The organism is Mucilaginibacter sp. (assembly GCF_041663085.1).
Lineage (GTDB): Bacteria > Bacteroidota > Bacteroidia > Sphingobacteriales > Sphingobacteriaceae > Mucilaginibacter.
In genome coordinates this window covers 1-11,620 of sequence record NZ_JBAZRC010000155.1, presented here as the reverse complement: position 1 = coordinate 11,620, position 11,620 = coordinate 1, and the positions used below count along the sequence as shown (strand labels likewise).

Here is an 11,620-nt window from a genome sequence, read left to right as displayed (position 1 = left end):
ACGAAAACCAGACCCTCCTTTAAAATACTCCCGGATGATCGATGACTTATTAATTGTCTTTTTCATTTGGTACTTTTTTGTCAACCTATTTCAGGACAAGTCAAAAAATCACAAACAAAATTGCGGTAAAATGGCGCATTTAATTCGCCCTTTTTCGGCCTCAGTACGGCCTTTTTAAACGTTTAATGCAGTTAAAAAGACGAATATCCATATTAATTAAACTATTGATTATTAGTGAATTGAAAATTACAACCTGTCTCGTTATTTTCAAAATGGAACAAAATGGAACACTGTTTTTGCCCGATTTTTCAAAAAACCAGTTCCCTACCCATAAGTTTCAGATACCCCACACATAGCTTTGCTAAAATATCGCCACCGGTAACACCAACTCAAACCTGTTGCGGCCACTGCCACCAAATATGTCGCGGTCTAACAAATAGCTGTAACGTACGCCGAAAGATATGGATGCCTGGTTAAACCATTTGGTATCAAAAAACAGTGCTGCCCCCGCCGTTCTGAAGTTTGCCTTTAATGAAGATCCGTCTGTAAAAAAGTTGGCTGCCGTGGCATGTGTTTGGTCGTAAAAGAAATTGCCGCGCAGGCGCATTAGGTATAACAGGTTGCCAAAGCCTGCGTCGGGGTAAGCTATTGGGAAATGGTAGCTTGCTGCTAACTTGTTCATGTTATCCAGGCTTTCGGCGGTGTAGCCATGCGAGAATGGGAAATCGTTAGAATAGCCTATCCCCCTGTTCTCGCCCTTATGTTGGTATGCACCGCCAACCACAAAACTATGGTTGGCAGATAAACCCGGGAAATAGAATGTGCCCGTAGTAAGTAACTGCGTGGCGCTCACACTTGAAATGGACGATTTATAATTAACAGAAATACTCTGCGCAAAATGCGGGTTAATATTTTGCCGTGCCTGTTGGCCCTGGTTACTAAAGCTGATGGTACTGCTTAGGTAAGTATAGTGGCTATCCTTAAACATAGCACGGAACGGCTGCTGAAAATTATTGGCGCTGTAATACAAGCTGCTGCTTACCGATAATGCCGTTGAATGTTTACTTGCAGACAGATTGAAAGGTAACTGCAAACCGCCGTGTATGGATGTCTCGTTGTAATAAATGCTGTTCCCTTTATAAAACCCGCGGCGGTCAAAGGCGTAATCGGCACCGGCAATAAGGTATGGAAAGAATGCCCCGTAAGCGGCATCATAGCCTATTTGTTTATAGCCTTCATCGCGGTTATAGTTAAAGGTAAGCTGCGATTGAAAAGTGTTTAGCACGTTATTACCCACCAACTGCAGTGAGTAGTTAGGGTCATCCAACGATGGAAAAATGCTATGGAAATTGAACAGTCCGTGCAATTTGCTGTATTTGGTTACAGGCAATGAATCGGGCTGTACAGAAGCAAGTATGTTGGCCGCGCTATCCTTCCGCAGGGTGCTGATATTCATATCAGGCAAAGCCGAAAATGCTTGTGCATTGTTAGCATCAGTTAACTGAACATCCGCCCGGTTAACTTCACTCAGGCGGTAACCCAACGCTGTAAAGCTTGTCCATGCCAGCTTGCTTTGGCTTATGGCAGGCTGGTAATACCCAATGGCATTTGGCGGTATGCCCTTCACTTCGAACAGTTTATTTGTGCTGATATCAAAAGCAAAGAGCCCGTCATTTAAACCAGATGTTTTGGAGAAGTAAACCACATCGCCCTGCAACTGCGGAAAAGCAATTGGCTCGAAACTAAATGGCAGCAGGTATTTGGCAGCGCCTGTTTTAATATCGATCAGCGCCAGCGACATTTCCCCCGTAAAATTACGCACCGCCGAAAGCAGCTTGTCATCGCCATAAAACTTGGGGTAGGTATAAAACAGTCCCGCATTGTTGGGCACTATTGATAACAGTTTTCCGTCTTCACTTAACACGTGCAACTCGCTTTTACCGTTTGCTGCAACCTGCACTACCGCTATCCGTTTACCATCGGCACTAAACGCCGGCGAAAAATACTTGGTTTTGCGGGTAATACGGTGTTCTTTGCCTGTATTTATGTTAAGTACTATCAGTTCATTATAGTTACGGTATCCCCAGCGCAGGTCCGGCCTATAACCGGCATAAATCACTTTACCATTGTTGTAGCTAAAATAGTTGTCGGTAGTAATGCCCTGTACGGCTATTGTCCGCTCCCCGCTGCCGGTTTTGATGATGAATTGCGGGATATGGTTATACGTATTTTTCAGGTAGATGAGTGTGCTATCATTTACATACGCAGGGTATTCCTGGTCGGCTATAAAATGCTGATTCTTTGCATTTGGACGATCGTCTTTCGCATCTGCTTTAAACGCTGTTTTAAAATGAGTTAAAGCGGCGTTTCTAAATTCAGGATAATTAACACCCGCATGCTTTTTTATAGCGCCCTGCAAAGGGTAAAAAAACGGACTAAAAGCGGCGGCATCATCGGTAACAGCCTTCCAAAAAGCGTTACCATACTTTTCGCGGCCGTAAGCCACCATCATGTAGCCCAAAGGGTAATGGTTTGGCGTATAATCCAGGTACGAGCCATTGCGCAGCTTCATAAAGCTGTAATCCTTACCGGCAGCCCAAAGCCCCCTGTAACCGTTAAAAAAGAAAGGCAAACGGCCCCTGCCCTGCTTGCTTACCAGGGTTTCGTTATACACGGCATCGCCTTCAAAAAACCAGTCGGGCACCGATAGCGCGTTTGCCAGCGCCTGGCCGCCCTCGCCAAAGATGATGCTCACCCCACGCGACAAGCCTACATTGAAATTATTATATTGCTGCACGTGCCTAAACTCGTGTATGGCCAACTGCTCGGGCCATGGCAAGCTGCCCACATCAAAATTATTTTGCCCGGCTGTTAAATAAAATTCGCTGCGGAATGGAGCCAGGCCAACATAAGCATTTGATATAGTGGTTTGGTTTTGCAGTACAATGTTTACCTGCCGTTGCTTAAAACCAATGGTTGGCTGTATCATTCGGTTCATGCGCGCTATGGTTTGGGCCACGCGCAGGGCTACAGAATCCATCCCCTGCGAGAATATAACGCGTGCCGTTGGGGTATTTACCTGCTGCCATTTTATAGATGGCGGGTTACCGCCAAATGTTTGCGCCCCGGCATGGGTTGCAATAAGCATAAATACAGGTAACAGCAGGCGTTTAAACATACGGGGATGAAAGTAGGAAAATTTTAGCTTAACAAATTAGCATCATGATGGAGAACTTCTACCCGTTTAAACTAACGTTTCAAGCTCATCTATCAACGCTATTTGCCCCGGAATTATTTTTTGCCTGGCAACATCAATAATAAACCAACCGGCGCGGTCAATTTCGGGGAAGCTTGTCACCTTGCCCGACTTTGGCGGCCACTCCATTTCAAACTGGTTGCTTGTTATCTGTTCGTGATCTATATCGCCTTCTACGGCCCAGGCATGAACTACTTTGCCGCTTTTTTGTTTAATGGGCTGTAGTTTTATAAAGTTGCCACTTACAGGCTTGCCTACCTCTTCTTCAAACTCGCGCTGTGCCGCGGCAAGGGGTTCTTCACCATCGTCAAATTCGCCCTTTGGAATAGACCATGCGCCATCATCCTTTTTGCGGAAGAACGGGCCGCCCGGATGCACTAAAAACAGATGCAGCAAACCATCCGTTAGCTTATATAATAATACCCCCGCGCTTTGTTTTGGCATAAAATTGTTTTGTTGGCAAATTAGCAAAACACAAAGTATTATGGTTAATTTTATACAAATACATTTATGTAATACCCTTATTTGATATGGAAGATACCCGCTGGAAAAAATTTAAGCTATGTGGCGATTATCAGGTTGATATGCGCAGCCTTTACCTGGCATGGAGTACCTCTGCCGGGTTAGAGAAATGGTTTTTACGCAAGGCTGATTTTTTTACAGTTCCGCAGCGCCTGCGTACCGCAAATGAGCAAATATCAAAAGAAGACACCTACACATGGTACTGGCACGGTTATCATAACGATGTGGTACAGCATGGGCGCATACTGGAAGCCAACGGGCATGATTTTTTAAAATTCAGCTTTACGGGCAATAGCATTGTAAGTGTAAATTTCAGTACCCGTAACGGCCTTACTATTATTGAGCTTGAACAAACCGATATCCCGCAGGAAAGCGACCCTACCAAAAACCTGCTGGTACAATGCCAGGCAAGCTGGACATTTTACCTGGCCAACCTAAAATCGGTTATGGAGGGCGGTAAAGACCTTAGGAACAAAAGAGTGGAATTAACAAGTTGCTTTAAATAATACAACTAATGGAAAGCGCAGGCGACAACTACCTGGCAAGCACCAGGAAATTATTTGCATACTATAAGTCATTAGGCGATGCTGTAATAGCGCGTTTGGATGATGAACAGCTGCATTGGCAATACAACGAAGCATCAAACAGCGTTGCAGTAATCATAAAGCATATTGCCGGTAATTCCATATCGCGGTGGACGGACTTTTTGACCACCGATGGCGAGAAGCAAGGGCGAAACCGGGACAATGAGTTTGAGGACTTGTCCGCAACAAAACAGGAATTAACAGGTCTGTGGAATAAAGGCTGGGACTGCCTTTTTAACGCCATAAACCCACTTACAGATAATGATCTGTTGAGTGTTATTTACATCCGTAACGAGGCGCATACAGTAACCGAAGCTATTAACAGGCAGCTGGCACACCTGCCATACCATATTGGCCAAATGGTTTTTGTTGCAAAACTAATTTTGGGCGATAATTGGGCATCATTAACCATCCCAAAAGGGCAATCTACAGCCTTTAATGCTGATAAATTTGCCGCGGAAAAGAAAAAATAACCCTTTATCGGCAATAAGGAAAAGTAATAGCCCATGCCAATCCGATCCGCCACCCGGATATATTTACATCAAAAGAAATTTTTTAAGCCAAAGGCAATGTTTTAGGCAATGTTTTCTCTTTTCTTAAATAGAAATTTTGTTTCAGTAAAGTGAAAATATTTTGTGTAAATGATTATGGATGAAGTACTTTTGTGTAAAACTAAACAATATCATTATTCATATTATGATCTCAAAATTTAGGTTCGCAACTCTATTATCGCTTGTAGCTTTAACAGTGGTAATTTATTCGGCTTGTAAAAAAGATTCTACAACAGTTAAAACCAACGATGACGCTGCTATTGCGAAATCAATTGCAGTTAACTTTTACAATTCAGTTGGCAATACTATTGCAAGTAAAAATACAGTTACGGGTTTACCAATCATTAACAGTGTGCGCAACGGCATAAAAGTTAATGACCTTACCTGCGGCGAAACCATCGATCAACCATTTAATAACATTTATACCAAAGGCGACTCTGTAAAAGATGTAATGACCGGTGCAAATAAATTTGTTGTTAGCTGCGATGCAAACAGCCAGCCTAATGGTTATGCCTACACAGGCCATTACGTTAATACAGGTTTTAGCCCATACTCGACTTATGACAACAGCGTTGATGAACAATACACGCTTAAAGCATTATTGCCTGAGTATGCCAAAATGGAAGTTAATGGTACCCAAAGTTCTGTTTATAAATTCACTACCAAAAAAGATAACGAGTACATGGTTCAAACCAATACTTATGCGTTAAAAGGTATTATAATTGATGCAGCAAGCAGGCCGTTTGATATTACTGCAGGTACTGCAACCTTTGTATCAAAAGGTACCAATGCAGGCAAAGATTTTAATTTTGCAGGCACCATCGAATTTTTAGGTAACCATAAAGCAAAAGTATCTTTCGATGGTAAATCATTCGATATAGAAATATTATAATATTGATATTACATCGTAAAAAAGCGGATGGCCAAAAACTATCCGCTTTTTTTATGATGTTACGGTAACACATCGCACACCTAAAAATCTGTACTTTTGCTGCATGTTTACAGGAATTATAGAAACCTTGGGAAAGGTGGCCGACTTACGTAAAGAGAACGGCAACCTGCATATTACTGTTGAATCTACCATTACACAAGAATTAAAGATAGATCAATCGGTAGCGCATAATGGCGTATGTTTAACCGTTGTAGCTTTAGGCGATGGTACGCATACTGTTACGGCTATTGAAGAAACCCTCAACAAAACCAGCATTGGCCACCTAAAAGTTGGGGAACCTGTAAACCTGGAACGCTGCATGCAAATGAACGCCCGGCTTGATGGGCATATCGTTCAGGGGCATGTTGATCAAACTGCCACCTGTACCAAATTTACCGAGCTTGACGGCAGTTGGGAATATACTTTTCAGTATGATACATCCGCAGGTAATGTTACTGTTGAGAAAGGCTCTATCTGTGTAAACGGCATCAGCCTAACGGTAGTTAACTCAGGCCCTGATCATTTCTCGGTGGCTATTATACCCTACACCTACGAGCATACCAACCTGCATAACGTGCGCGAAGGATCTGTAGTGAACCTGGAGTTTGATATCATTGGCAAGTATGTTGCAAGATTAATGAACAGATAAGGGTTTTCATTATAGCCGCCTGTCATTTCGAACGAAGAGAGAAATCTTGTTCGAATGACAGGCGGCTAACTTTGCATTCCGAACAGGATTTCTCCTCGTTCCTCGTTCGAAATGACATAGTTTGTTAAAAATTATTACTTGGCTAACGCAAGTACCCTGCTCTTCGAATAATCAATATATTTTTTCTGCTTATTAACAGGCGGCTTTAAGGCAAGGTACTTTTTGTAATACTTCACGGCGCTATTCTTGTCCTTTAAATTACTATCGTACAAGTTGGCAAGTAAATAATATATCATAGGCTTTTCATCAAACTGCAGGCTTTTTTGGTACGCAGCCGCGGCCTTTTTATACTTAAATAGTTTTTCATTGCTATCAGCCATTTCACCATAATATGAAGCTGTATTGGGTGAGATACCCGCTTCGATGGTTTTAGATAAGTAACTTATCGCCATAGGCTGGTCTTTAAGTTCTTTATATGCTAAAGCTGTATAATAATAGCTGTTTTCGCCTTGCTCATTGGCGCCTATATTTAAAAGAGCAGATATACTACACTCGTAGCTTTTGGTGTTGTAATACGCCACCCCAAGCTTATTTAGCACAAAGCTTGACATGTCGCCGTTATCAATTAATTTGAGGCAGGTGTTGATGGTTTCGGGCCATTTCTTTTGCGCGTATTGCAGTTTCATCAGGCTTTTAAGCAGCACAATATTTTCCGGGTCGGCAGCAATGGCCAGGCTAAGCACCTTCTCGGCCTGGTCATTGAATTTTATAGACACATACATATCGCTCAGATCAGATGCTACATCCGGTTCGGCAGGGTTAAGTTTATTGGCCCTTTGCAGGTAGCCAATAAAAGATGGGATATCACTTTTATCATGGCTTATTTGTGCCAGCTGCTTATAAACCATAAAGTTTGTGGTATCGCGTGCAGTGATCCGCTTATAATAACCCTCAGCTTTTGTGGTGTTGCCCCTGCGCAGGTTAAGGCTGCCCAAACTATACAATACAGAGGTATTAGTTGAATCTAAAACGTAAATGCGTTGGTAATACCCCTCCGCTTCTGCCAGGCGACCTGCCATATTACAAGTGTAAGCAAGTTGGCCCAGGGCTTTCGCATTGGTAATTGGTTCAGCATAGCTTTTCTTTAAATAATCGGCAGCTTCGCCAAAACGTTGTGTTTGGTAATACTCAAGCAATAAGGCATCATCAACTTTATTGGTTTGCTGTGCAAAACCTGTGAATGATAGCAAACAAACAGCGGTACAAATGAGGAGTGATTTCATATAACTAAATTATTAGTTATAAATGATAATTCCAAATTTTATACACTTTGGCACTGTTATGGCTATACATAACCTATAAAAACAAGATACCTATGGATAAGATAAGGAAATTTGAATTGATGGAAAAAATTGTCCATGAATTAGAAGATTTAAAAAACAGTAACCAGGCGTTGATACAAAAGATTGCTAAAATTGAAGTAGACAACATTGACCTTGGCAATAAAAGGTTAGAAAAAGATCTGCCCGATATGCACCAGCGTGTAGCAGATAACCTTGATACCATCGCCAGCATATTGGAAGACTTTGCAAGCCAAACCGATGAGTACAGCAACAAAAACAACATCTCGGCATTAAAAGAACAGGAAGAAATAAGCAAGCTATAATAGCATGTTTAGATAACAAAAAAAGCCCCAATTGGGGCTTTTTTTGTTCAGCCGGAGATTATCATCTTAAACCCGCCTTAAAAAACCTCACAGCCATATTGCCAACTTGTTCATGCACAGCATGCCTATCAACGGATGGGTCATCATTAAATATTACGCCACCAGTTTTTTTAACCTCCAGTATTGCTTCGTTTAAAAAAACATAGTGGGCTGTTTTACCCGGCACTATAAAGAGTTTCGATTTTGGCATTAACTGATGATAATGCGCAGCGTTGGTTTTAACCGGAGCTATGCTATCACTTTGCGCGCCCACAATAAACATGGGGATATCTACATCCTTAAACTGTTTTTTACTGATAAACCCCTGCCCCACTGCCGGGCAAATCGTAAATACTGCCTTGATACGTTTATCTTTTAACGGCGGACTGTTTTTAAACGATGTTTCAATCTCTTTTTCATCCAGCGTATTTACCAGGTCAGGGAACTCGGGTATGGTGATTTCCTTGAGGCCTTCCGGCGTATCGGTAAACTTGTTGATAGCATTCAAATCCAGTTTGGCACCTGCTAAAGCTATAACCGTAAACCCGCCTATAGAAAAACCTGCCGCGCCGATGCGTTGCCTGTCTATTATTTTATCCAGTTCGGGGTTGTTTAGCAATTGCGTAAGCACAAAGCTGATATCCTGCGCGCGCTGCCATGGCGTCACAAAATCAATGGCTATCTTATTATCGTAGGTATTACCCCAATGATCTACAGCAGCAACAATAAAACCTTGCTTCACCAGTATATCTGCCAGCCATTCCATGGTTAAACGGCCACCTCCTGTACCGTGCGAGATCATAATGAGCGGATGTTTTTGGCCTGGCCATATGGCATTTCTTACTGATGGCTCTACTATAAACGGAAAATTATCCTTAAGCGATGGCGTTTTTTTATCAGTTGTTGGGTACCAAACTTCGGTAGTTAATGGCCTTTTGCGCAAAGTATCGTTATAACGAAAGGTTTGCTCACCAATATGGGTTTGTGCAAATACAGTTACCGGTGACAGGAATAATAGGATAAGGATATATTTCAGTTTCATGGGTTTGATTTAATATACAAACCAAGGCATTTAAAACCAGCCGATTATTGATAAATGTCAATAAATTACTTTTTAGATTTCAGCCTGCTCAATGTTTCCTGCGAGATGCCAAGGTAGTCGGCTATTATTTTGGATGGCAACCTCTGTATCAGGGTGGGATTGGTTTGCATCAATAACTGGTACCGCTGCCTGGCATCCATGGTGATGAGGCTTTCAATTCGTTTAATGGAGGCGATATAATCTTTTTCCAGGCTTACACGGTACAAATGCTCCCACCCGGGGAAGGTATCCAGCAGGTCATTAAAATCGTGGTGATTGATATACAATATCTCACCTGGCTCGATACTTTGGATAGCAGCCAGGGAGGGCTCCTGCAAATTAAAGCTTGGGAAGGCAGTACCAAACCTGCGTTCGGTCACCAGGAAACGGGTTGATTCTTTACCGTTAACATCCAGCATAAAAACCCGCAGGCATCCGGAATTTACAAAGTAGATGTATGGGTTTATCTCACCTGCATGCAGCAACACCTCGTTACGTTTGGTAGTTTTATGCCTAAATTTCTTGCAGAATACATCCAGCCCGGCCTCATCTATCTGCATATGAGTGCTAATAAATTGCCTTAAATGCTGGTATGGGTTTGCGGGCATAAGCCAAATATAAAAATATGTTGCCGCGAATACCCTACTGGTATTGGATATAAATTGGGGCTGGTTTTAAACTCAGCACTTCTTTAGGTGTCATCATGCGTTTTGGCCCATTTTTAATATCGTTCTTATAAAACAACTTAAATCCGGTAAATTGTACTGGTTCGCCTGATACAAAGTATTTGTAGGTACCTTTTTTAAGTTCGGGAGGGCCCCAGCCATCCATATCCATCACAAACTGGACATTCTTATCCAGTTTAATATCCTTATAGTTGGTAACCATTCGCTTGGTGAAACGGTGCACCACAAATATTTTTGGCGGCAGGTTGTATTTTTTGCAAAGGCTGCTCAGGTAATTAGTTACATAGTTAATGTCTTTAGCATCAAAAGTGCCTATACGTTTACCGGGCACACTACCCTCTTTCATAGAAAACTCCGGGTCTATTCCAAAATGCACGTTCGGCATCTTCAGGTATTTTTCCAATTTGGGTAGTTCAGTTTCTACTGTGCTAAAGCCAACCTGTATATCCAGAAACACCAACGCGTTAATAGGTTTTGCCATCTCTATGGCCTTATCTATCTGGCTAAAGGGCATACGCAGGTTGTGTAAGCCATTTCGGCCGGCGTCGGCTTGCGCGGTAACGCATATATAGTGCAGCGCGGGTTTAACAGGCGTTTGCGGGTCGGCGGCTTCCCAGTTCTTTACTTCGGCCAGTAGTTTTGCGCGCATAACCGATGGTTCATACTCGCCAAGCACCCCCATATTTTTAGAATACATATTGCCGTAATAAGCTACAACACGATAAAAGGGCAATATTGCCCCTGCCTGCGGATATGGTGCTTTTTTAACAGGCCATTTCCCGGTTTTATCGCCATTGGCTAAACGGGTAATCAATGAATCGTAACGGGCGCTATCAAGCGAAACAGGTTTAAGCGTACTGTCCTGTTGAATGGCCTGGGCTGATGAAGTGATTGATGATGCGGTAAAGGCAAGCAAAGCTGCAATGCGGAGAATGTTTTTCAAGTGCTATTAGTTAGATTGCTACAAATAACACATTTTATGTTTATGTGTTTTGATAATCTACAGTATATTTTACCAACCCGTCATTGCGAGGTACGAAGCAATCTCCCGATAGGCAATGGTGCATGCAAGGCGTTTATGCATAGTTCGGAGATTGCTTCGTACCTCGCAATGACGTGGCGGGGAAGACGCAATGATGATTGTCTTACTCTATACTCTTCCCCTTCATGGCGGTAGCAATGGCTACATCCATTACACGCTCAGCAAAGGGGCGGGTAAAGTTGTTCAGGTCATCAATTTTGGTGTGAATAAGATCTTTATCACCTGTACTTAATGCAGCTTTAAGGGCTTCTAATTGTATATTGGTTTCGCTTATTTCGTCGGCGTTCAATAGCTGGCCGTTCTTTTTAAGGAAAGTTTCCACCGTGTAAACCATTTGCTCGGCTTCGGTTTTGGCCTCAATAAGCATACGGGCACTCACATCATCTTTAGCGTGGGTAATGCTGTCCATCAGCATTTGTTCAACCAAATCATCGGTAATGCCGTAAGCCGGTTTTACTTCAACCTCCTGTTTAACACCGCTGCGCAGTTCAATAGCCTGTATCTTTAAAATACCATCAGCATTCAGTATAAAGTTGATATCCACCTTGGGGAAACCTGCGGGCATAGCCGGGATGCCTTTCAGTTCAAACTCGGCCAGTTTACGGTTCTCGCT

The 11,620-nt window shown here is 42.6% G+C and carries 12 protein-coding genes; 5 read left to right on the top strand and 7 right to left on the bottom strand.

Annotated elements, in window-relative coordinates; all coding sequences use genetic code 11:
• Nucleotides 1-361: 361 nt before the first annotated feature.
• Nucleotides 362-3,178, bottom strand: a complete 2,817-nt coding sequence (locus tag WC615_RS20035) for a TolB family protein (RefSeq protein ID WP_372979839.1) — start codon at nucleotides 3,176-3,178, stop codon at nucleotides 362-364.
• A gap of 66 nt (nucleotides 3,179-3,244) precedes the next feature.
• Nucleotides 3,245-3,700, bottom strand: coding sequence for an NUDIX domain-containing protein (locus WC615_RS20030; protein ID WP_372979838.1), 456 nt, complete (start codon nucleotides 3,698-3,700; stop codon nucleotides 3,245-3,247).
• An 86-nt stretch (nucleotides 3,701-3,786) separates the two neighbouring features.
• Between WC615_RS20030 and WC615_RS20025 the strand changes: the two genes are divergently transcribed.
• From WC615_RS20025 to WC615_RS20010, 4 genes are all read left to right on the top strand, one after another.
• Nucleotides 3,787-4,284, top strand: coding sequence for an SRPBCC domain-containing protein (locus WC615_RS20025; protein WP_372979837.1), 498 nt, complete (start codon nucleotides 3,787-3,789; stop codon nucleotides 4,282-4,284).
• Between the two features lie 8 nt (nucleotides 4,285-4,292).
• Nucleotides 4,293-4,835 (top strand): DUF1572 family protein, encoded by a 543-nt coding sequence (locus WC615_RS20020; RefSeq protein ID WP_372979836.1) that lies wholly within the window; start codon nucleotides 4,293-4,295, stop codon nucleotides 4,833-4,835.
• A gap of 223 nt (nucleotides 4,836-5,058) precedes the next feature.
• Nucleotides 5,059-5,805, top strand: a complete 747-nt coding sequence (locus WC615_RS20015; protein ID WP_372979835.1) for a hypothetical protein — start codon at nucleotides 5,059-5,061, stop codon at nucleotides 5,803-5,805.
• 103 nt (nucleotides 5,806-5,908) lie between these two features.
• Nucleotides 5,909-6,493: a riboflavin synthase gene (locus WC615_RS20010; protein WP_372979834.1), complete on the top strand. Its 585-nt coding sequence runs from the start codon at nucleotides 5,909-5,911 to the stop codon at nucleotides 6,491-6,493.
• Nucleotides 6,494-6,627: 134 nt separating this feature from the next.
• On the opposite strand, the gene WC615_RS20005 is transcribed toward WC615_RS20010, so the two are convergent.
• Entirely contained in the window at nucleotides 6,628-7,776 is a 1,149-nt protein-coding gene (locus WC615_RS20005) for a tetratricopeptide repeat protein (RefSeq protein WP_372979833.1), read from the bottom strand.
• 92 nt (nucleotides 7,777-7,868) lie between these two features.
• Between WC615_RS20005 and WC615_RS20000 the strand changes: the two genes are divergently transcribed.
• Complete coding sequence (locus WC615_RS20000) at nucleotides 7,869-8,159, top strand: hypothetical protein (protein ID WP_372979832.1); 291 nt, start codon at nucleotides 7,869-7,871, stop codon at nucleotides 8,157-8,159.
• Between the two features lie 61 nt (nucleotides 8,160-8,220).
• Here WC615_RS20000 and WC615_RS19995 read toward each other — a convergent pair whose 3' ends face one another.
• The 4 genes from WC615_RS19995 to WC615_RS19980 form a co-directional block, all read right to left on the bottom strand.
• Nucleotides 8,221-9,240, bottom strand: coding sequence for an alpha/beta hydrolase family protein (locus WC615_RS19995; protein ID WP_372979831.1), 1,020 nt, complete (start codon nucleotides 9,238-9,240; stop codon nucleotides 8,221-8,223).
• Nucleotides 9,241-9,305: 65 nt separating this feature from the next.
• The gene (locus tag WC615_RS19990; protein WP_372979830.1) at nucleotides 9,306-9,887 is read right to left on the bottom strand and encodes a Crp/Fnr family transcriptional regulator; all 582 of its coding nucleotides are present in this window, start codon (nucleotides 9,885-9,887) and stop codon (nucleotides 9,306-9,308) included.
• 34 nt (nucleotides 9,888-9,921) lie between these two features.
• Nucleotides 9,922-10,908, bottom strand: a complete 987-nt coding sequence (locus tag WC615_RS19985; RefSeq protein ID WP_372979829.1) for a hypothetical protein — start codon at nucleotides 10,906-10,908, stop codon at nucleotides 9,922-9,924.
• 202 nt (nucleotides 10,909-11,110) lie between these two features.
• A partial coding sequence (locus WC615_RS19980) for an Hsp70 family protein (protein WP_372979828.1) occupies nucleotides 11,111-11,620 on the bottom strand: 510 nt, incomplete at its 5' end.

Coding starts and splice junctions, on each gene's coding strand:
- WC615_RS20020 (WP_372979836.1), top strand. CDS start 4,293: ATGGAAAGCGCAGGCGACAACTACCTGGCAAGCACCAGGAAATTATTT.
- WC615_RS20035 (WP_372979839.1), bottom strand. CDS start 3,178: ATGTTTAAACGCCTGCTGTTACCTGTATTTATGCTTATTGCAACCCAT.
- WC615_RS20000 (WP_372979832.1), top strand. CDS start 7,869: ATGGATAAGATAAGGAAATTTGAATTGATGGAAAAAATTGTCCATGAA.
- WC615_RS19990 (WP_372979830.1), bottom strand. CDS start 9,887: ATGCCCGCAAACCCATACCAGCATTTAAGGCAATTTATTAGCACTCAT.
- WC615_RS20005 (WP_372979833.1), bottom strand. CDS start 7,776: ATGAAATCACTCCTCATTTGTACCGCTGTTTGTTTGCTATCATTCACA.
- WC615_RS19995 (WP_372979831.1), bottom strand. CDS start 9,240: ATGAAACTGAAATATATCCTTATCCTATTATTCCTGTCACCGGTAACT.
- WC615_RS20025 (WP_372979837.1), top strand. CDS start 3,787: ATGGAAGATACCCGCTGGAAAAAATTTAAGCTATGTGGCGATTATCAG.
- WC615_RS20010 (WP_372979834.1), top strand. CDS start 5,909: ATGTTTACAGGAATTATAGAAACCTTGGGAAAGGTGGCCGACTTACGT.
- WC615_RS20030 (WP_372979838.1), bottom strand. CDS start 3,700: ATGCCAAAACAAAGCGCGGGGGTATTATTATATAAGCTAACGGATGGT.
- WC615_RS20015 (WP_372979835.1), top strand. CDS start 5,059: ATGATCTCAAAATTTAGGTTCGCAACTCTATTATCGCTTGTAGCTTTA.